Annotated in this window: 18 protein-coding genes, 3 tRNA genes and 1 pseudogene; 12 read left to right on the top strand and 10 right to left on the bottom strand. The window is 71.3% G+C overall.

Features of this window, described 5'->3' with window-relative positions; genetic code table 11:
• The first annotated feature begins 13 nt into the window (after positions 1-13).
• Positions 14-865 carry a zinc metalloprotease HtpX gene (gene htpX / locus HS045_RS06475; RefSeq protein ID WP_196450216.1) on the top strand — a complete coding sequence of 284 codons (852 nt, stop codon included), beginning with the start codon at positions 14-16 and terminating at the stop codon, positions 863-865.
• A gap of 366 nt (positions 866-1,231) precedes the next feature.
• On the opposite strand, the gene HS045_RS06470 is transcribed toward htpX, so the two are convergent.
• Together HS045_RS06470 and HS045_RS06465 are read right to left on the bottom strand one after the other, a co-directional pair.
• Positions 1,232-1,807, bottom strand: a complete 576-nt coding sequence (locus HS045_RS06470) for a pyridoxamine 5'-phosphate oxidase family protein (RefSeq protein WP_196450215.1) — start codon at positions 1,805-1,807, stop codon at positions 1,232-1,234.
• A gap of 20 nt (positions 1,808-1,827) precedes the next feature.
• Positions 1,828-2,880, bottom strand: a complete 1,053-nt coding sequence (locus HS045_RS06465) for a hypothetical protein (RefSeq protein ID WP_196450214.1) — start codon at positions 2,878-2,880, stop codon at positions 1,828-1,830.
• Between the two features lie 349 nt (positions 2,881-3,229).
• Between HS045_RS06465 and HS045_RS06460 the strand changes: the two genes are divergently transcribed.
• Positions 3,230-4,450, top strand: a complete 1,221-nt coding sequence (locus HS045_RS06460) for a YncE family protein (protein WP_196450213.1) — start codon at positions 3,230-3,232, stop codon at positions 4,448-4,450.
• Between the two features lie 149 nt (positions 4,451-4,599).
• Here the strand turns inward: HS045_RS06460 and HS045_RS06455 are convergent, their stop codons facing one another.
• Positions 4,600-5,010 carry a nuclear transport factor 2 family protein gene (locus HS045_RS06455; RefSeq protein ID WP_196450212.1) on the bottom strand — a complete coding sequence of 137 codons (411 nt, stop codon included), beginning with the start codon at positions 5,008-5,010 and terminating at the stop codon, positions 4,600-4,602.
• Positions 5,011-5,089: 79 nt separating this feature from the next.
• On the opposite strand from HS045_RS06455, the gene HS045_RS06450 reads away from it, so the two are divergent.
• Positions 5,090-5,602 (top strand): helix-turn-helix domain-containing protein, encoded by a 513-nt coding sequence (locus HS045_RS06450; RefSeq protein WP_196450211.1) that lies wholly within the window; start codon positions 5,090-5,092, stop codon positions 5,600-5,602.
• 293 nt (positions 5,603-5,895) lie between these two features.
• Here HS045_RS06450 and HS045_RS06445 read toward each other — a convergent pair whose 3' ends face one another.
• The gene (locus HS045_RS06445; RefSeq protein ID WP_189237025.1) at positions 5,896-6,390 is read right to left on the bottom strand and encodes a YajQ family cyclic di-GMP-binding protein; all 495 of its coding nucleotides are present in this window, start codon (positions 6,388-6,390) and stop codon (positions 5,896-5,898) included.
• Positions 6,391-6,736: 346 nt separating this feature from the next.
• On the opposite strand from HS045_RS06445, the gene HS045_RS06440 reads away from it, so the two are divergent.
• Positions 6,737-6,821: transfer RNA gene (locus HS045_RS06440), tRNA-Tyr, on the top strand.
• Between the two features lie 234 nt (positions 6,822-7,055).
• Here HS045_RS06440 and HS045_RS06435 read toward each other — a convergent pair.
• The 4 genes and pseudogenes from HS045_RS06435 to HS045_RS06420 form a co-directional block, all read right to left on the bottom strand.
• The gene (locus HS045_RS06435) at positions 7,056-7,967 is read right to left on the bottom strand and encodes an IS5 family transposase (protein ID WP_307827463.1); all 912 of its coding nucleotides are present in this window, start codon (positions 7,965-7,967) and stop codon (positions 7,056-7,058) included.
• Positions 7,945-8,658 (bottom strand): annotated as a pseudogene (locus tag HS045_RS06430) (IS3 family transposase); the annotation flags it as partial. The gene HS045_RS06435 and the pseudogene HS045_RS06430, both read right to left, overlap by 23 nt.
• A 245-nt stretch (positions 8,659-8,903) precedes the next feature.
• Positions 8,904-9,233, bottom strand: coding sequence for a hypothetical protein (locus HS045_RS06425; protein WP_230883458.1), 330 nt, complete (start codon positions 9,231-9,233; stop codon positions 8,904-8,906).
• Positions 9,234-9,325: 92 nt separating this feature from the next.
• Entirely contained in the window at positions 9,326-9,721 is a 396-nt protein-coding gene (locus HS045_RS06420; RefSeq protein ID WP_196450208.1) for a RidA family protein, read from the bottom strand.
• Between the two features lie 338 nt (positions 9,722-10,059).
• Here HS045_RS06420 and HS045_RS06415 point away from each other — a divergent pair.
• The 8 genes from HS045_RS06415 to HS045_RS06380 all read left to right on the top strand — a co-directional run bounded on the left by HS045_RS06415 (position 10,060) and on the right by HS045_RS06380 (position 14,609).
• Positions 10,060-10,135 (top strand) — tRNA-Thr (locus tag HS045_RS06415).
• Positions 10,136-10,336: 201 nt separating this feature from the next.
• A tRNA-Met gene (locus HS045_RS06410) sits at positions 10,337-10,410 on the top strand.
• A 79-nt stretch (positions 10,411-10,489) separates the two neighbouring features.
• Positions 10,490-10,654, top strand: a complete 165-nt coding sequence (gene rpmG, locus HS045_RS06405; protein WP_030921771.1) for a 50S ribosomal protein L33 — start codon at positions 10,490-10,492, stop codon at positions 10,652-10,654.
• Positions 10,655-10,928: 274 nt separating this feature from the next.
• Positions 10,929-11,375 carry a MaoC family dehydratase N-terminal domain-containing protein gene (locus HS045_RS06400; RefSeq protein WP_196450207.1) on the top strand — a complete coding sequence of 149 codons (447 nt, stop codon included), beginning with the start codon at positions 10,929-10,931 and terminating at the stop codon, positions 11,373-11,375.
• On the top strand, positions 11,375-11,803 hold the full coding sequence (locus HS045_RS06395; protein WP_196450206.1) for a MaoC family dehydratase: 429 nt from the start codon (positions 11,375-11,377) through the stop codon (positions 11,801-11,803). The genes HS045_RS06400 and HS045_RS06395 overlap by 1 nt, the downstream gene beginning before the upstream one ends.
• Before the next feature lie 234 nt (positions 11,804-12,037).
• A complete protein-coding gene (locus HS045_RS06390; protein WP_196450205.1) occupies positions 12,038-12,409 on the top strand; it encodes a hypothetical protein in 372 nt (123 codons plus the stop codon).
• Positions 12,410-12,500: 91 nt separating this feature from the next.
• On the top strand, positions 12,501-13,700 hold the full coding sequence (locus tag HS045_RS06385) for a UDP-N-acetylmuramate dehydrogenase (RefSeq protein WP_196450204.1): 1,200 nt from the start codon (positions 12,501-12,503) through the stop codon (positions 13,698-13,700).
• Positions 13,701-14,039: 339 nt separating this feature from the next.
• Positions 14,040-14,609, top strand: a complete 570-nt coding sequence (locus HS045_RS06380) for a TMEM165/GDT1 family protein (RefSeq protein WP_196450203.1) — start codon at positions 14,040-14,042, stop codon at positions 14,607-14,609.
• A gap of 170 nt (positions 14,610-14,779) precedes the next feature.
• Here the strand turns inward: HS045_RS06380 and HS045_RS35795 are convergent, their stop codons facing one another.
• A complete protein-coding gene (locus HS045_RS35795) occupies positions 14,780-17,665 on the bottom strand; it encodes a helix-turn-helix transcriptional regulator (protein ID WP_196450202.1) in 2,886 nt (961 codons plus the stop codon).
• A gap of 335 nt (positions 17,666-18,000) precedes the next feature.
• Positions 18,001-18,168: a hypothetical protein gene (locus tag HS045_RS06370; protein WP_196450201.1), complete on the bottom strand. Its 168-nt coding sequence runs from the start codon at positions 18,166-18,168 to the stop codon at positions 18,001-18,003.
• Positions 18,169-18,570 lie beyond the last annotated feature (402 nt).

Below are 18,570 nucleotides of genomic sequence, written 5' to 3'. Positions count from 1 at the left end.
GACAGGAGATGCCGTGCGGCACAACGGTCTGCGCACCGCGGTCCTCCTGGGTGCGCTGTCCGCGGTGATCATCATGGTGGGGGCGTGGCTGGGGGGCGGCGTCGGCGTGCGGATCGCAGTCGTGATCGCCCTGCTGGGCAACGGCTCCGCCTATTTCCTCTCCGACCGCATCGCCCTGTCCGCGATGCGCGCCCGGCCGGTGGGCGAGGTCGAGCAGCCGATCCTCTACCGGATCGTGCGCGAGCTCTCCACCGATGCCCGCCGGCCCATGCCGAGGCTCTACCTCTCCCCGACCATGCAGCCCAACGCCTTCGCCACCGGACGCAACCCGCGCAACGCCGCGATCTGCGTCACCTACGGGATCACCCGGCTCCTCGACGAACGGGAACTGCGCGGGGTCATCGGCCACGAGCTGTCACACGTCTACAACCGGGACATCCTGACCTCCTCGGTGGCCGGGGCGCTCGCCACGATGATCACGTACCTCGGTTACGTCGGCGTGTTCTTCGGCGGCGGGGACGACGACGAGGGGCCGGGCTTCCTCGGCGCGCTGCTGATGATGGTGCTCGGCCCGGTCGCGGCCGGCATGATCCAGATGTCGATCTCCCGCTCCCGGGAGTACCAGGCGGACGAGTCGGGGGCCCGGCTGACCGGTGACCCGCTGGCTCTCGCCTCGGCGCTACGGAAGATCGAGATGGGGACCAGAGGGCTTCCGCTCCCGGAGAACGGCCGTCTCGCCTCGGCCTCGCACCTCATGATCGCCAACCCCTTCCAGGGTTCGGGGATCGGCCGGATGTTCTCCACCCACCCGCCCACCGCCGAGCGGGTCGCCCGCCTGGAGCGCATGGCCGGCTACCGCCGCTGAACCCCGCCCGGGAACCCGTCGTCCCGGGAACCCGCCGCCCGGGTGGCCCGCCGTACGGCGGAGGGCGGCGGTCCCGTACCCGCCGGGTGAGGTGTCGCGTCCGGCGGGTACGGGACCGCCGGATGGGCGGGGTGTCGGGTGAGCGTGAGGCGTTCCGGTCGGCCCGCCGGATGGGCGGGGTGTCGGGTGAGCGTGAGGCGTTCCGGTCGGCCCGCCGGATGGGCGGGGTGTCGGGTGCGCGTGAGGCGTTCCGGTCGGCCCGCCGGATGGGCGGGGTGTCGGGTGCGGCGGGTTGTTCCGGTCGGCCCGTCGGATGTGCGGGCGGTGGCCGGTCGGAACGCGGGTCGGGTGCGGCCGGGGCCGGATCTACGAGTGCAGGGCGGCGGGGTCGGTCTCGCCCGGCGAGAGGCCGGGGATGCCGTCGATGCTCTCGCGGTTGTTCTTGGCGCGGTAGGCGCGCTTGGCCTTGGAGTCCTTGCGCTGGGCCCATTCGTCCAGCAAGGTGCGGTCCTGGTCGTAGGACATGAAGGGGACGGAGAAGCCGCAGGAGTCGGCGATGCGGTCGCAGTCGACGATGATGACCGATCTCACGCCCGGATGCGGGCCGAACCTGGCGAGCAGTTCGGGAAAGCCGGGGTCCTCCGGTACGACGACGCGGCCCGTGCCGTACAGGCGCACGATGTTGGGCGGGCCGGAGAAGGCGCAGAACATGATCGTGATGCGCCCGTTCTGGCGGAGGTGGGCGATGGTCTCCACACCGCTTCCGTCGAGATCGAGGTAGGCGACCGTGGTGTCGTCGATGACGGTGAAGGTGTCGGAGTATCCCTTGGGGGAGACGTTGACGTGGCCGCCCCGCTCGGGGGCGGTCGCAACGAAGTAGACCGGCTGCGCCCCGATGAACGCGCGCAGCCGGTCGTCGATCCTGTCATGAATTTTCCCCATGGAAGGGAAGATAGCCGAGCTCACTCGCCCGGCAACCACCACGTCCAGAGGCCGGACTTGATCTTGAAGGAGTCGAGTCTGCGGGTGGTTCCGGTCGCCGTGGCGACCGTCCGCTGCACGACGGAGGTGATGGTGCCGTTCGCGTCCTCCCGCGAGGTCCAGAGCGTCAGCGTCCCGGCCGGGTCCCAGAAGAGCCGCTGCGTGGTCTCCCCCTTGGGGATGCCGAGCGGGACCGCGTCGGAGACGGTGTCGGAGGCCAGGTCGTAGGTGCGCAGCCGGGAGACGCCCGAAGCGCCGGTGACGATCAGCGCCACCGTGGTGCCGTCGTCGGCCAGGGCGATCGGCGCGTTGTTGGAGACGACCTGCGGGACGACCTGGTTGGCGGTCCTGCGCCCGGCGGTGTCGAAGACCACGAACTCGGTGGTGTTGTCGTCGGTGAACCGGCTGGTGAGCAGGTGTCGGCCGTCCGGGCTGAACCCCAGCACGGTGTCGCCCGCGGGCAGCTTGGCGACTCCGCCGGTCTTCAGGTCGGCGACCAGGGTGGGCAGTTTCGCGGCGGTGTCCAGGTAGTCGACGGCGGCGATCGAGCCGTCGGCGGAGAGCGCGACGTCCACCTCGTGCATGCCCAGCCCCTTGGGCAGTGCGGCGGCCCTGCCCGGCAGCGGACGGACCTTCCCGCTCGCCACGTCCCGGACGACGAGCCGGCGGCCCTTGAAGTAGTTCACGACACGGCCGTCACCGCTGACCGCGAAAGGGGCGCCGACGCTCTTGTCGGGCTTGCCGCCGGCGGACACCGGGTGGACCCGGGCGTCGGGCAGTTCGACGGTCTTTCCACTGCGCAGGCTCAACGTCCAGGCGCCGCAGGGGACCTCGTCCTCCTTCTTCGTGCAGTTCTTCAGCCAGGCGTACCGTACGGCGTCGGCCGGGGCGGAGGCCGCCGAGGCGAGCGAGGGGCGGGTGGCAGAGGCGGCTCCCGTGTTCGCCTGCGCCGGGGTGGCGATCGTGGTCGTGGCCGCCGCGGCGGCGAGGACGAGCGCGGCGAGCGCGCGTGAGGGGGAGATCAGGTGGCCCATCGGGGAATCCTTTCGTCATCCGGATAGATGGGGCCGGGACACGAAAGGTTGGGTCACGAATCGGCCACGGGCCGGTGTTTCCCGGCCGAGGAGGGCGTCGCCGTGGCGGGGTCCTCCCGGCCCGCCGGAGGGCGTCGCCGCGATGGGGGCCTCCCAGTCCGCCGGAGGGCGTCGGTCCGCTGGAGGGGCGCCGGGGCGGCGGAGGGGACGAGGGCGGCGGAGGTCGGACTTGTCGCCGGATGACAGTCCGGTGGCCGGAGTTTGGCTCCGGAGCGTCTAGGCGTTGTGATGTCGGTCACACAGAATCAGCGATCATGTCTGGTGTCGGGGGCCGTCGAAAGGATCGGAGATGGCTGTCACCCGCACCGCTCTCCGCAGGCGTCTGCGTCGGCTGGCCGTATCGGTGGGCGCCGCCGCCGTGACCCTCGCCGGCACGAACGCGGCCTGGGGTGCGACGCGCACCGAGCCGCTGCGCGACGTGCTGCTGGTCGGCAACGCCCAGGCGGGCACGGTCAGCTTCATCGACGGCCGCACCTTCCGGAACCTGGGCACGCTCGACGCGATCCCCGACCTGGAGGAGCGGCTCGCGGCGATGAACCCGGTGGAGAGAGCCGGGTACGAGGCGGTCAACGCCGCGCAGGGCTACCGGAAGTTCGTCGACGACATGGCGCTCTCCCCGGACGGCCGGACGCTCTACGTCTCCCGCGGCAACCTCGCCGACGTCGTCGCCTTCGACGTCAAGGCCCGCAGGATCCTGTGGCGCCACAAGATCGAGGGATTCAAGGCCGACCACGCCGCGCTCTCCCCGGATGGCACGGAGTTCGTCGTCTCCGCGCTGACCGCCGCCAAGGCGGTGGTACTGGACACCGCCGACGGGCGACCCGTCGCCTCCTTCCCGACCGGAACCTATCCGCACGGCAACGACTACTCCCCGGACGGGACGCTGCTGTACAACCAGAGCATCGGCGTCACCTCGCTGCCCAGGGCGATGAACCTGCTCAAGGGCGACAAGCGGGTGACGGTGGTCGACGCCCGGACGCATCAGGTCCTGCGGACCCACCGGTTCGCCTACGGCGTGCGGCCCTCGGTGTTCACCGCCGACAACAGGTACATGTACGCCCAGTTGTCCTACCTCAACGGGTTCATCGAGTACGACCTGACCACCGGCAGGACCGTCCGCACGGTCACCATGCCGTTCAGCGACAGGGCCCGGTCCATGTCCCCGGACGCCTACCCGCAGAACTCCGCCCACCACGGCATGGCGCTCTCCGGGGACGAGCGGAAGCTCTGCATGGCGGGGACGATCGACGACTACGTGGCGATCGTCGAACGGCCCTCGCTGTCCGTCGCCGGGTACCGCCACTACACCGCCGACAGCCTGCCGTACTGGACCGCCACCAGCGTGGACGGCCGGCACTGCTTCGTCTCCCTCAGCAACCAGGACGTCGTCTCCGTGATCGACTACGCCACCGCCGAGGAGGTCGCCCGCATCCCGGTGGGGCGCTTCCCCCAGCGGGAGCGGCTCGGCGCCGCGCCCCAGGACGTGCTGGACTCGCTCGCCACCGGCTGACGGCCGGGGTGACCGTCCTGCCGGGCTGCAGGCCCGGTGAACAACGATCGCCTCCGGTCCGATCTCGACGACGCCACCAAGGACCTGCTGGTACGGCTCGCTCCACCGGACCGAGCGAGCGCGGTGGGGCGAGCCGGGGGAGAGCGCGGTCAGGACGCCGCGGTCTGCAGCGCGGAGGCGACCGCGAGCGGATTCTGATACTCCCGCCAGCGGGCGATCCGTCCCCCGCGGACGGTCAGCACGCCGACGAACGGGGCCGCGGCGGAGACCCCCGTCGCGGTCATCGTCGCGGCCAGCTCGTACTCGACGACGATCGTGCGGGGGTCGGCGGTGTCGTGTACGGCCAGCGCGCGGCAGTCGTCGAAGCGGAAGGGCAGGTCGGCGTGCCCGGCGCGGATGAAGGCCAGGACCGCGGCCCGGCCTTCGACCCGGCTGGGCCGTCCGGGGGCGGCGAACGGCATCTCCACGATGACGTCCTCGGTGAGCGAGTCGTCGTCGAAGACGGTCTCGTTGGCGATCCAGCGCTCGCGCATGCGGTCGAAGACCTCGCGTGGGGTCATGCCTGCCTCCGGGGTAAAATGAGCGGTGACTCGACTTACGATAATGAGTCGCGACTCATTTTCCAAGAGAGGGCGGGGAATGCGGGCGGACGCGCGGCGCAATCGGGAGCGCATCCTCGACGCGGCCGAGGAGGTGTTCGCGCACCACGGCACGTCGGCGTCCACCGAGGAGGTGGCCCGGCTGGCCGGCGTGGCGATCGGCACGGTCTTCCGGCACTTCCCGACCAAGGACGACCTGCTGGCGGCGATCCTGAAGCGCCTGCTGGCGCGGCTGGCGGAGGACGCGGCCACGCTCGGCGGGGCGGACGGCCTGCACGTCTTCTTCCGTCGGCTGGTCGCGCAGTCGGCGGCCAAGCGCACGGTGGTCGACCTGGCCGGCGTCAGCGTCCCGGCGGCGGTGGGTGGGCTGGACGAGGCGGTGGGCGAGCTGCTGCGCCAGGCGCAGGCCGCGGGCACGGTGCGCGGTGACGTCCGCCGGCCCGAGGTGATGGCGTTGCTGGTGTGCGTCTGCCAAGGCGCCCTGCAGGGCGGCTGGGACGTGGAACTGCAGGAACGGACCCTCGCCGTCATCTTCGCCGGCCTGGCCGCGTAGGCGTCGTCCGCCGGGTCCGGGCGCGGCTTCGCAGGATGAGCAGGGGTACGAGGCCGAGGTCTTTCTGCGGTGCCGACCCCCGGACCGGTGATTCCGAGCACCGCGGCGAACCGCTCCGGCCTCGATGGCTCTGATGTCCCCCGGATCTCGTGGCATCGGGCAGCCGTGCTGCTTCGAGCGGGGAAGCGGCCGGGGCTTGGGAGGTCTCCGGCCCCGGCCGTGTGCCCTGGATGTGCCCTGATCAAGGACGGGGATCACGGAACCCCAGGTCAAAGGGCTGATGACCCGCCTGGTTAACGGTAGTTCGTGAACTGGAGGGCGAGGTCGAGGTCCTTGCCCTTGAGGAGGGCGATGACTTCCTGGAGTTCGTCCCTCTTCTTGGAGCTCACCCGCAGTTCGTCGCCCTGGATCTGCGCCTTGACCCCCTTGGGGCCCTCGTCTCGGATGATCTTCGAGATCTTCTTGGCGCTCTCCTGGTCGATGCCCTCCTTGAGGGTGACCACGAGGCGGTAGTCCTTGCCGGACAGCTTGGGCTCGCCCGGGTCAAGGATCTTGAGGGACAGGCCCCGCTTGATCAGCTTCTCCTTGAACACGTCAAGGACGGCGTTGGCGCGCTCCTCGCTGTTGGCCTTGATCTCGACGGCCTTCTGACCGCCGGACCACGCGATGCTCGCGCCGGTGCCCTTGAAGTCGAACCGGTGCCCGATCTCCTTGACCGTCTGGTTCAGCGCGTTGTCGGCCTCCTGATGGTCGATCTTGCTGACGATGTCGAAACTGCTGTCGGCCATGCGTCGACTGTCCTCTCTAGCTCTCACGACGACCCTAGCGCTTTGCCTGTCAACCCATGATGAAGGTGATCGTCGAGACATCATGATGGTTCCGGTTCCGATGAGGGCACGGGAGCCTGAACCGGTCCAGATGAAGGGACGGCGTCGGGAGGTCGGCGCCGGCAGGGCGGGCGGCTCGGAACGGGTTCACCTGCTCCTGTCCGGTGCCCCGGACGCCGAGGCCGGGCCGTGGTCGCGGCCCGGAGGCGCCGGTGCGACAGGCCGACGGCGAGAGGTGCCGCCGATGTCACGTCGCGTCCGGAAGTCCGCTATTCTTCTTCATGTCGCCGCCTCGCGCGGATGATGCGGCAGGTTGCCCGAGTGGTCAAAGGGAGCGGTCTGTAAAACCGTCGGCTCAGCCTACGCAGGTTCAAGTCCTGCACCTGCCACCAGCCGAACTGGCAGATCAGAGGCCCTCCGGGGCCTCTTCTGCTTTTCTCGGGCACGCAGTCCAGCGCAGCCGAACACCGACCGTGCCGTCGGTCCGCCGATATGCAAGCAATGATCTTGACGCTGTTCCCCCGGTCGAGCGGGCTTTACGGACCGGCAAGGGGAAGATCGGTTCCAGGAGGCGGCGAAGGGTCCCTGGTGGTTTCCGGGATCCCTCAGAGCCTGCTGACAAAGACTTAAGCGTTCGCGGGCACGGGACCGTAGAGGGCCGGCCCGATCTTGTTGATGTGGCCCTGATGGGACCATTGGGACAGCTGGACACGGAAGCTGTTGACGTTCTCGATACCGAGGATCGCGGCCAGCTCCGCCCCTCTCCAGGCCCGCCAGGGCTGGGCGGCCAGCAGCTCGAGGACCTTGCCGCGCCGGTCGGGGCTGGACAGAGCCGGAAGCGGCGGTGGGTCGCTCCAGCGGCCGTGGGGCGGCCCACCGGACAGCTCGCGGGCCAGGCGGCGGGCCATCTGATGCACGGTGGCCCACCAGATCAGGGCTTCGTGATGGTCGGGCCTGCGCTCGTAGACGCGCACCAGCCGGCGGTAGCGGCTCAGCCAGGCGAACGTCCTCTCGACCACCCACCGGCGGGGCAGTACGACGAAGCCGCGGACGTCGTCGGAGCGCTTGACGATCGCCACGGCCAGACCGAGGACGTCACGCGCCCAGCAGACCAGGCGTCCGGCGTAGCCGCCGTCGGCCCACACCAGCGCGATGGTGGAGCACCTCTCCCGCAACCGGGCCAGCAGCGGGTGCGCGCCATCACGGTCCTGCACGGACGCGGCGGTGACCATCACGCACAGCAGCAGCCCGAGCGTGTCGACCGCAATATGCCGCTTCTGCCCCTTCGTCTTCTTTCCTCCGTCATAGCCGCACACCGCGGCCCCGACGGTCTCGGCCGCCTTGACGGTCTGCGAATCGATGCACCCGGCCGTCGGCAGCTCGCCGCGCCCGGCCCGGATCCGCAGCCGGCCACGCAACCGTCCGGCGAGTCGCTCGGGCAGGCCCCGCCCGGACCAGCGCAGGAAGAACGCGTACACCGCTTGGGGGTTCCCCCCGAAGTGTGGACACCGGCTGTCATGCGGCGAGCAGCACCTTATCGGACGTCTGCTCGTAGTCGATCGGGCTGAGCTGACCGAGAGCGGAATGTCTCCTTCGGGTGTTGTATCGAGTGATCCACCGGAAGACCTCCAGACGGGCCTGACAGGCCGAGGGCCATGACCGGGCGCCCTGCAGGGTCTCGCGCTTGAGCGAGGCGTTGAACGCCTCGGCAGCGCTGTTGTCGGCGCTGCTGCCAACCGCTCCCATCGACTGATGCACCCCCAGCTCGGCGCAGACCTCGGCGAACCGGTGCGAGGTGTACTGACTGCCATGATCGGAATGGAAGATCGCTCCGTCCAGGCCGTCCCGGGTCGCAGCGGCGGCCCGCAGCGCATCAACGACCAGATCAGTACGCATGTGATCAGCGATCGACCAACCCGCCAGGCGGCGTGAATGCAGGTCGAGCACGGTCGCCAGGTACAGGAACGCGCCGTCGGCCAGGGGCAGGTAGGTGATGTCACCCACATAGCGCTGGTTCGGCGCGGGCGCGGTGAAGTCCCGGCTGATCAGATCGGGCGCCTTGGACGCGGACGGCTCGGTGACGGTGGTGCGGATCTTCTTGCGCAAGTGCAGCCCGACGATGCCGAACCGGCGCATGATGCGCTCGACGCGCTTGTGGTTGATCCTCATGCCCTGGCCACGCAGCTCGGCGGTGACGCGCGGACTGCCGTAAGTGCCGTCGAACTCACTGCGCTTGCCCCACGTTCAGCGTCACGGTGCGCTTGCTCCACGCTACGACGAGGAACGGGCCGGCTGCGCCGCCGGATCGTTCTCGTAGGCATCCGACGGCGGTGCGCCGTCTGCCGCTCGGGTCCCGGTCTGGGGCGCGAGGTCGCCGGGACCGAGATCGGTGCGCGGACGTCATGTCCTTCACCACCGGGGAGCACGCGGCGGGTGAGCGCCGCCGCGGCCGAGGCGGGCGGATGCGACGCCCGTCACCGGGTGAGCGCGGCCCACAGGGTGGCGAACTCCTCGGCGGTCAGCGGGCTCAGGCCGAAGTCGTCCGGGTAGAGCGGGCCTTCGGCCAGGAAACCGTGCTCGTCCTCCATGCGGCTCCACGAGTACTGCCGGGCGAGGCCGTCGGCGCCGAGTTCGGCGTGCTTGACCGGCCAGTACTCGCCGCCGTCGTCGATGACCGTCTCGAACAGCCACACGTGGCCGGCGGCGTCGACCCCGTGCCAGTAGAGGTGGGGACGGCCGCTCTCGTCGAGCGCCCGGATCGCCTGCCTGCGCTGCTCCTGCACCGGTCCTCCGTTCACCTGCATCGGTCCTCCGCCGATCGGGAGGCGGGCGGACGGCGGACCTCGGCGCGGAGTCCGCCTCCTCATCATGGAGGAGGAGGCCGTCGGCCCGGACGTCAGGCGGGCACCGCGGCGACCGCCTCGACCTCGATCAGCAGGTCGGGCCGGAACAGGCCCGCGACCTGGACGAGCGAGCTCGTGGGCGGCCGCTCCAGATCGATGAACTCGTCGCGTACGGCTCGCACGACGGGCAGCGCCGAGGTGTCGACGACGAAGATGGTCAGCTTGAACACGTGCTCCCAGGCCGCTCCGGCCGCGTCGAGGGCGGCGCCGACGTTCTGCATGACCAGACGGGTCTGAGCCTCCCAGCCGACGGCGGGAGTGCCGTCCGCGGTGATCGGGACCTGGCCCGAGGTCCAGATGAGCCGGCTGCCCGGGGGAACGCTCGCGACGTGGCTGTAGCCGTTGGGCGTCGGCAGCGTCGGCGGAGTTCCGAACTCGATGTGCGTCATGTGCTCCTCTTCTTCCGGATGCGGCCGGTGACGTGCAGATCCGTGCGTCCGTGCGCGTGCAGGTTCGTCCGTGCGTATGCAGGTTCGTCCGTGCGTCCGTGCGTCCGTGCGTCCGTGCGCGGGCCGGTGCGGGTGGGTTCCGCGCCGATCCTGCACCGCTCATTCTCCATCGGCCGGAACGCCCGCGGGGGCGTCGTCCAGGGCATCCGGATCCGGCGGAAGGGAGGGGGACGTCCGGGCCCCGGCCGGTCGGCGGGGGGCCGCGATCTGATTTCACATCGCGCGCGCCGGGCGTGTATGGTTACACCTGTCCGCAGCGCGAGAGCGACGACGGACAGGCCCCTATAGCTCAGTCGGCAGAGCGTCTCCATGGTAAGGAGAAGGTCAACGGTTCGATTCCGTTTGGGGGCTCCACAGCCTGAACGCCCTGGCCCTATGGTTGGGGCTTTTGGCTTGGGTGCGCTCGGTGTAGCCACCCGGAAATGCTCAAGGTTCCCGGCACGTGGGCGGGCATATCAGGGCAAACCCCTGATAGCGGCTCCGACCTGCACAGGTACGCGGTCGCTCCGCGAGTCGGGTATCCTTGCGGAGGCCGGTCGATTTCGTCGGCCTCAAGGCGGAGTAGCTCAGTCAGGCAGAGCAAACGGCTCATAATCGTTGTGTCGCCGGTTCAAGTCCGGCCTCCGCTACTACCCTCCCGGGCTCCCTTCCCTAGAAGGAGCCCTGGCGTGGGTTGTCCCAGTCCCGAACGTAGAAAGGCACTCCCACGTGGCTGCCACCGACGTTAGGCCCAAGATCACGCTGGCCTGCCAGGAGTGCAAGCACCGCAACTACATCACGCGGAAGAACCGGCGTAACGACCCGGACCGGCTTGAGCTCAAGAAGTACTGCCCGAACTGCAAGACGCACCAGGCGCACCGCGAGACCCGCTAGTCTCCGCGCGGCCCTCCACCCCGCTGGAGGATGAGCGCTTCTGCAGATCTACAGTTCTGCGGCATCCACATATTCATTCGACGACCGGCGTCCTTGTCGAGGGCGCCGGTTTGTCGTTTCCGGACAGCTTTCCGCCGGCGGTGTTGACCGTGCTCCACACCCGGCCGGGCCTTCGGCCGGGCTACGGTTTCCTGGTGGCCGTCGGGAGACTGCTCTCTCGAACGTTGTTCTGTTAATGTCGGCCTCACCGGCTCGGATTCCGTAAAGGAGCACGATGGCTCTGAACCGTGATTTCGTCGGGCGGGCGTCCGCGCCCTCCTCGCCCTACGAGGTCAGTCGCGTGAAGATCAAAGAGTTCGCGGCGGCGATCGGGGACAACAACCCGATCTACCGGGACAGGGAGGCCGCGCGGGCCGCCGGTCATCCGGACGTCGTGGCCCCGCCGACCTTCCCCATCGTGTTCAGCCTGGCCGGAGGGGCGATCCTGGCCGATCCCGAGCTCGGCCTGAACTTCGCGATGGTCGTCCACGGCGAGCAGCGCTTCCAGTACCAGCGGCCCATCTACGCCGGTGACGAGTTGGTCAGCGTCTCGACCGTGACCGACATCCGCAGCGTCGGCCGCAACGAGTTCATCACCGTGCGCAGTGACGTGACGACCGTCGGGGGCGAGCCCGTCTGCACCACCTACAACACCATCGTCGAGCGTGGAGGAGCGGGCTGATGGCCGCGACGGTCAAGTACGACGACATCGAGGTGGGCCAGGAGATCCCGGCCGCCGACTACCCGGTCCGCCGCGCGAGCCTGGTGATGTACGCCGGAGCCTCGGGCGACTTCAACCCCATCCACTGGAACGAGCGCTTCGCCAAGACCGTCGGGCTGCCCGACGTCATCGCGCACGGCATGTTCACCATGGCCCAGGGGGGACGCTTCGTCACCGACTGGGTCGGGGATCCGGCCGCGGTCGTCGACTACGGTGTGCGGTTCTCCTCCATGGTGGTCGTCCCGGACGACGAGAAGGGCGCCGTCATCACGGTGAGCGGCGTGATCGAGGAGAAGCTCGAGGACAAGCGCGTGGTGGTCGGCCTGACCGCCAGGTGCGACGGCTCGCGGGTGCTCTCCAAGGCCCGCGCGGTGGTCCAGCTCTCCTGATGGACCGCCGGAGACCGGTCCGCTACGGGGCTCCGGCGGACCTCGGTCCTTACCGGCGGGTCCCGCCTCTCCGGCGGTTCCGGCGGGTCCGGTTCTCCTGACGGTCCCGGCGGGTCCGGTTCTCCTGACGGGCGCCCGGCGCTCTCGCGGCACCGCTGCGGGCCGGGCGGGCCGGGCGGTCCGGGCGTGGATCGAGGCGAGAATCTTCCCTCGGTCCGTGGGTAGCGTCTGGGCATGAGCGAAACACCACGCCATGTCAGTGAACGGGCCGAGGAGCGGGCCGGCGAGGAGGTCCACGACCGGCCCGTGGAGGAGGCCGCCGAAACCGCTCGGCGGGGCGGCTCCCCCGAGAGGGTCGACCCGCCCGGCGCCAAGCTGCTCGCCGACGAGGAGGCGGCGCCGGAGCAGGCGCCCGAGGGATCCGAGCTCGTCGGCCGGGAAGGCGGCAACGAACTGGAGGGAGACCCCGAACGCGCGGTCTCCTCCCAGCGTCTCTGGGACGGGAGCCTGTCGGTGTCACGGCTGGACGAGACCATGCCGCAGGGTCAGGACGAGGACCCCGCGGGTTCACCGGGGCCGTCCCGGCGTGACGGCGCGGCCACCTGACCGTCCCGAGCCCTTCCGGGAGGGAGTGTTCCGGCGTGTTCGGGGCCACATAGGCTGGTCGCGCATTTTGTCGGGTCTGCTGGGGATGGGCATGGCTGAGCGGGTTGCAGGGGTACGGCTGGCGCCGTACACGACGTTGGGGCTGGGCGGACCGGCGCGGGCGTTCGTGGAGGCGAGGTCGGCGGAGGAGCTCATCGGGCTGGTCGCGGAGGCGGACCGGGCGGGTGAGCCGGTGCTCGTGCTCGGCGGGGGCAGCAACCTGGTCGTGGCCGATGAGGGGTTCGACGGCCTGGTCGTGCGCGTCGCATCGCGGGGCGTCGACGTGACCGGAGGGGACTCCGGTGCCGTCGGTTCCGGTGGAGCGGGCTCCGGCATCGGCGGACGGGGCGCGGGTTCCGGTGGAGCGGGCTCCGGCATCGGCGGACGGGGCGCGGGTTCCGGCGGTGGTGGCTTGAGCGGGGGCGGCGGTGGTCCCGGCGAGGACAGGATCACGGCGCAGGCCGGCGAGGAATGGGACGCGCTGGTCGCGCGGGCCGTGATGGAGGGGCGGCCGGGGATCGAGTGCCTGTCGGGCATCCCCGGGCTGGTGGGTTCCACCCCGATCCAGAACGTCGGCGCCTACGGGCAGGACGTCTCGCAGACGATCACCGCGGTCCGGGTCTACGACCGGGTGGCGGGCGAGGTGCGGGACCTGACCGCGGACGAGTGCGGGTTCGCCTACCGGCACAGCGCCTTCAAGCAGGAGCCCGGGCGGCATCTCGTGCTCGCGGTCACCTACGCGCTCCCACGGGCCGCCGGCGACGGCGGCCTGTCCGCCCCGATCGCCTACAAGGAGCTCGCCGCCCGGCTGGGCGTCGGCCTCGGCGACCGGGCGCCGCTGGCGGAGGTACGGCGGGCGGTCCTGGCGCTGCGCGCGGGCAAGGGCATGGTCCTCGACCCCGCCGACCCGGACACCCGGAGCGCGGGCTCGTTCTTCACCAACCCGGTGCTGACCGCCGAGGAGGCGGCCGAACTGGAGCTGCGCGCCCCCGGCTTCCCCCGCTGGGACATGCCCGGCGGCGCGGTCAAGGTCCCCGCGGCCTGGCTGATCGAGAACGCCGGCTTCCCCAAGGGCTACCGGCGCGGTCCGGCCGCGATCTCCACCAAGCACACCCTCGCCCTGACCAACCCGGAGTTGGCGGCGACCACCGAGGACCTGCTCGACCTCGCCAGGGAGGTCCGGGACGGCGTGCGCGAGAAGTTCGGGGTCACGCTGGTCAACGAGCCGGTGATGACGGGCACACGGCTTTGACGCGCTCCCCGGCCTGAGGGCCGGGGATTCCGCCCGTGCCGCGTCATGCGGCACCTCTGCGGCTTCCGGTCTCACCGGCTCCCGCCCTCCGGTGGCGGAATGAGTCCCGGGCGCCGGGTGTTAAGGTCGAGTGGAAACACCCGAAGGGGAGTAGTCCCAATCGCGTGATCGACATGCTGGCGTCCCAGGGCGCCCGGTCGCGCGGGCCTGGCATCCGCAGGCGGACGAGACCTTCGGCCTGGCAGGCATACCGAAATCGATGCCGCCGGGCCGAAGCGCGCCCGAGACTCCCCGGGTGCCCCTTCCGGCCCGGTCGCATGCGCGTGAAGGGCGACCCCGTTGGAAGCGTTCTGGATCAGTCTCGCTGTGATCTTCGTCGCCGAGCTCGGCGACAAGAGCCAGCTCATGGCGATGACCTTCGCCACCCGGTTCAAGCCGTGGCCGGTCCTGGCCGGCATCACCCTGGCCACCGCGGTGGTCCACCTCGTCAGCGTCGGCCTCGGCGGGCTCGTCGGCGACTTCCTGCCCACCACCGCCATCACGATCGTGGCGGGCATCGCCTTCCTCGGCTTCGCCCTGTGGACGCTCCGCGGTGACGAGCTGACCGAGGAGGAGGAGGGCAAGGCCAAGCGCACCACCCGGTCGGCGATCATCGCGGTGACCGTGGCGTTCTTCCTGGCCGAGCTCGGCGACAAGACCATGCTCGCCACCATCACCCTGGCCACCCAGCACGGCTGGCTCGGCACCTGGATCGGCTCGACGGTCGGCATGGTGGCCGCCGACGCGCTGGCCATCGGGGTCGGCCGCCTGCTCGGCAGGAACCTGCCGGAGAAGGTCATCCGGTACGGCGCCGCCGCCGCGTTCGCGGTCTTCGGCGTGCTCCTGCTGGTCGAGCCCGCGCTCACCTGACGCCGGGTCCGAGCGGCTTCCCGTCGGGCCGTCCCGGGTCCGAGCGGCTTCCCGTCGGGCCGTCCCGGGTCCGAGCGGCTCCCCGATCGGGCCCGCCCGGGGGCTCGGAGCGGCCGTCCACCCGCCTGGTCCGGTCCGACCCGGTCGGCGGTCCGCCCCGGTCCGGCGCCTCAGCCGATCAGGGCCAGGCGGTGGGCGGCCGCGGCGGCCTCGCCGCGGGTCGAGACGCCGAGCTTGCCCAGGATGTTGGAGACGTGCACGCTCGCCGTCTTGGCCGAGATGAACAGCTCCGCGGCGATGTCCCGGTTGGACCGGCCCTGCGCGACGAGCCGGAGCACCTCCTGCTCGCGCGGGGTGAGCGAGACGGCGTCCGCGGTCCCCTCCGCCGCGTCCCGCGCCTCCGGTGCGAGCACGGCGCCGACCCGGCGGGCCAGGGACTCGATCTCGGCGACCAGCGGCCGGGCCGACAGCGCCTCCGCGACGGGGCGGGCCGCGCGGAGCCGTACGGCCGCGCCCTCGCGGTCGCCCGCCGCCGCGGCGGCGCGGGCCGCCTGGAGCAGCGACGAGGCACGCTGGAACGGCCGGTCCAGCCGCTCCCAGGCGGAGGCCGCGGCGTCGTGGTCACCGGTGAGGCAGAACCGGTAGGCCTCGGCGACCGGGCCCTCCGCGGTCATCGCGGCGGCGGTCGCCTCGATCCGGCCGCGCAGCGCCGCGGCCCGCTCGGGGGCGATCGGCCCGGCGGCGTCGCACACGGCGGCGACCTGGGCGGCCAGCCGCCAGCCCAGTTCGGGCTTGTTCGGGATGCGCGCCTCCAGCGTGACCCGCTCGGCCACGCCGAGGGCGGCCGCGGGATCGCCCTCCAGCAGGTGCAGCCGCATCGCCAGGCAGGCGGTGACCACCGTCTCCTGGGCGAACCCCTCCTGCTCGGTGGTGGGCGCCAGCTCGGTCAGGACGGCCCGGAGCACCTCGGTCTCGCCGCGGGCGGCGGCCACCGTCGCGCGGGTCCGCTTCAGGTGGTGCCGGTCGCGGGTGGAGGGATCCCTGGCCAGTTCCCGGCCGACCATCTCGGCCGCCTCGTCGAAGCGGCCCAGCGTCTCCAGCGCCTCGGCCCGGTTGTTGGCGATGAAGGTCCCCTGGGCGCGGTAGCGGCCGTACTTCCTGGCCAGCTTCTCGCCCTCCAGCGCGAGTTCGACGGCCTCGACCGAGCGGCCCAGGTTGTTGAGCGCGTCCACGTTGTTGGCCAGGGCGCGCAGCACGATCCGGCCGGAGCCCAGGCGCCTGCCGATCTCCAGAGCGGTCTCGTTGGCCTCGACCAGGGGATGGAGCCGGCCCGCGATCGAGTGGCCCACCCCCAGGTTGAGCATCAGGTCGGCCTCCAGGCACTCGTCGCCGTGGGCGCGGGCGATGGCCAGCGCCTCCTCGGTGAGCGCGGTCCCCTCGTCCACCTCGCTGCGGAACATCAGGTAGGAGCCGAGCCTGGCCAGCACCTGGGCGCGGGCCGGGCGGGGGTCGGGCACCAGCCGTTCGGCGTAGCGGAGGTCGTCGAGCGCCCCGGGCCGCCGCTTGGCCAGCTTGAGCTGCGAGAGCCGTACGACCAGCTCGGCCACCCGCTCGGGTTCGGTCTCCTCGTCCAGTTCGGCGAGGGCGGCCTTGACGAACTTCATGCCGCGGTCGAGCTCCCCGCAGGCGTAGGCGGCCTCCGACGCCTGCTCCAGCACCGTGGTGTGGTCCGCGCCGATCCGCGCAGAGACGTCGGGGACCTTGCTCCACAGTGCGAGCACCCGCTCCAGCAGCTGCACCTTCTCGTTGTAGGCGAAGGTCCGGGCGGCCTTCTGCGCGGCCTCCCAGGCCGAGACGAGGGCCCACAGGTCGTCGCGGGCGGAGTACCAGTGGTGGGCGATCTCGATGGCGGCGCGGCCCGGCGGGACCAGCGCGCGGTCCCGCTCGATCTCCTCGGCGAAGCGGGCGTGCAGCCGTACGTGCTCGCCGGGCAGCAGCTCGTCGTGCACGGCCTCGCGGATCAGCGCGTGCCGGAAGGCGTACGCGCGGCCGTCGGCGACCTGGATCACGTTGGCCGCGACGGCGGGCCGGATCGCGTCCTCCAGCTCCACGTCGGACAGGCCGCTGACGGCGGCGAGCAGGTCGTGGCCGACGCGGATGCCTCCCGCGGCGGCGACGCGCAGCACGCGCTGGGTCTCGTCCGGCAGGCGCTCGACCGAGCCGATGATCAGGCCGTGCAGGGAGTCGGGGAAGGAGCCGCCGTCGCCGCACTCCGTCAGCGCCTCGACGAACAGCGGGATGCCCTCGCTGCGCCGGTAGACCTCGCCGACCCGGGTGAACTCCGGGACCGTGCCGAGGATGCCGGCCATCTGCGCGGCCACCTCGTCCTGGGTGAGCCGGGGCAGGTCCATCCGCAGGACGCCGTCCACCCGGCCGAGCTCGGCGAGCACCGGCCGGAGCGGGTGCTGGCGGTGCAGGTCGTCGGAGCGGTAGGTGAGGACCATCAGGACCGGCGCGGTGCGCAGGTTGCGGCTGAGGAAGGCGATCAGGTCGCGGCTGGACCGGTCGGCCCAGTGGATGTCCTCGACGACGAGGACGACCGGGCGCTGCTCGGCCAGGCGCTCCAGCAGGGTCAGGATCTGCTCGAAGAGCCGGGCCCGCGCGGTCTCGCCCTCCACGGCGCCGCTGGGCTCGCCGAACTCGGGCAGCAGCCGGGCCAGGTCGCGGCCCGCGCCCTCCGGCAGCAGCGCCGCCACCTCGTCGGCCCCCCGCTCGCGGACCAGCTGGCGGATCACGGCGGTGAAGGGCGCGTAGGCCAGGCCTTCGGCGGACAGCTCCACGCAGCCGCCGACCAGCACCCGCGCGCCGTCGAGCGCGGCCCGTTCGGCGAAGCACGTGACCAGGCGGCTCTTGCCGACCCCCGCCTCGCCGCCGAGCAGCACCGCGGCGGCGTTCTTCCTGCGCGCCTGCTCGAAGGCCTCGGCCAGATTCGCGAGCTCCGCTTCCCGCCCCACGAAGACGGGGCTCACCGCCCGACCCATCATGTTTTCCAGCATGTCATGTCTTCTGTCGTGATTCCTCCGGTTAAACCGGAGATCCATCCGCGGGAGGCCCGTCCGCTCCCCGCCGGCGCGAGGTCCCCGCAGGTGGGGGCCCGCGCGGGAGAGCCCATACGGAGGCGGAGCGGGAAATCCCCTCCAGGGGCCCCTGCGGAGTACGGAGGCCTCTACGGAGTACGGAGGCCTTCTACGGAGGCCTCTACGGAGTACGGAGGCCCCTGCGGAGGCCTCTACGGAGTACGGAGGCCCCTGCGGAGGCCTCTGCGGAGGCTTCTACGGAGGCAGAGATGCCCGGCCGGGCGGAGGCGTGCGGCCGGGCTCTCGTACGGACCTCATGCGGCGCTGGGCTTGCCGAAGAAGCGCAGCCCCCTGCGGCGCTCGCCCGCGGAGCGCGCCTTGCGGGCGGCCTCGACCTCGCGCGCCCGGCGGTGCGCCGCCGCCTCCTCGCGGAGCTCGGCGTTGCGGCTGATCATTACCTGGAAGTGAATCTCGGGACCCATGTCGGGCTCCTCCTTGAAGCGGTGCGATGTCCTTACACACTCAAGATTCGCCCTAAGGCCCCTGGCGCCGCATCGGGCGGATGCCTTATCCCGAGGCGGAGATCACCCGGTCCTGCGGCCTAGGACACCCCCGGGGCACCTAGGACGGGCCGCGGGTCCGGCGAGGACGGCGGGCCTGGCGAGGACGGCGAGAACGGTGAGGACGGCGAGAACGGCGAGGACGGCGAGAACGGCGAGGACGGCGAGAACGGCGAGGACGGTGAGGACGGCGAGGACAGGAGTCCCCGGGAGGGATCGAGCCGCCTCCCGGGGATCCCGGGCGTGCCGTGACCGTGTCCGACCCGTTCCTTCGCCGAACTCGGCGAATGTTCACGAAAACCCGTTACCGGTCTCGGCCATGTC

The organism is Planomonospora sp. ID82291 (genome assembly GCF_015711645.1).
Lineage (GTDB): Bacteria > Actinomycetota > Actinomycetes > Streptosporangiales > Streptosporangiaceae > Planomonospora.
The sequence above is the reverse complement of the archived record's forward strand: the minus strand, read 5'-3'. Positions and strand labels throughout refer to the sequence as shown.

What these genes read in the sequence shown, in the direction of transcription:
- HS045_RS06470 (WP_196450215.1), bottom strand. Translation starts at nt 1,807, where the DNA reads ATGGGGAAAATTCATGACAGGATCGACGACCGGCTGCGCGCGTTCATC.
- HS045_RS06465 (WP_196450214.1), bottom strand. Translation starts at nt 2,880, where the DNA reads ATGGGCCACCTGATCTCCCCCTCACGCGCGCTCGCCGCGCTCGTCCTC.
- HS045_RS06460 (WP_196450213.1), top strand. Translation starts at nt 3,230, where the DNA reads ATGGCTGTCACCCGCACCGCTCTCCGCAGGCGTCTGCGTCGGCTGGCC.
- HS045_RS06455 (WP_196450212.1), bottom strand. Translation starts at nt 5,010, where the DNA reads ATGACCCCACGCGAGGTCTTCGACCGCATGCGCGAGCGCTGGATCGCC.
- HS045_RS06450 (WP_196450211.1), top strand. Translation starts at nt 5,090, where the DNA reads ATGCGGGCGGACGCGCGGCGCAATCGGGAGCGCATCCTCGACGCGGCC.
- HS045_RS06445 (WP_189237025.1), bottom strand. Translation starts at nt 6,390, where the DNA reads ATGGCCGACAGCAGTTTCGACATCGTCAGCAAGATCGACCATCAGGAG.
- HS045_RS06425 (WP_230883458.1), bottom strand. Translation starts at nt 9,233, where the DNA reads ATGCAGGTGAACGGAGGACCGGTGCAGGAGCAGCGCAGGCAGGCGATC.
- HS045_RS06420 (WP_196450208.1), bottom strand. Translation starts at nt 9,721, where the DNA reads ATGACGCACATCGAGTTCGGAACTCCGCCGACGCTGCCGACGCCCAAC.
- HS045_RS06400 (WP_196450207.1), top strand. Translation starts at nt 10,929, where the DNA reads ATGGCTCTGAACCGTGATTTCGTCGGGCGGGCGTCCGCGCCCTCCTCG.
- HS045_RS06395 (WP_196450206.1), top strand. Translation starts at nt 11,375, where the DNA reads ATGGCCGCGACGGTCAAGTACGACGACATCGAGGTGGGCCAGGAGATC.
- HS045_RS06390 (WP_196450205.1), top strand. Translation starts at nt 12,038, where the DNA reads ATGAGCGAAACACCACGCCATGTCAGTGAACGGGCCGAGGAGCGGGCC.
- HS045_RS06385 (WP_196450204.1), top strand. Translation starts at nt 12,501, where the DNA reads ATGGCTGAGCGGGTTGCAGGGGTACGGCTGGCGCCGTACACGACGTTG.
- HS045_RS35795 (WP_196450202.1), bottom strand. Translation starts at nt 17,665, where the DNA reads ATGCTGGAAAACATGATGGGTCGGGCGGTGAGCCCCGTCTTCGTGGGG.
- HS045_RS06370 (WP_196450201.1), bottom strand. Translation starts at nt 18,168, where the DNA reads ATGGGTCCCGAGATTCACTTCCAGGTAATGATCAGCCGCAACGCCGAG.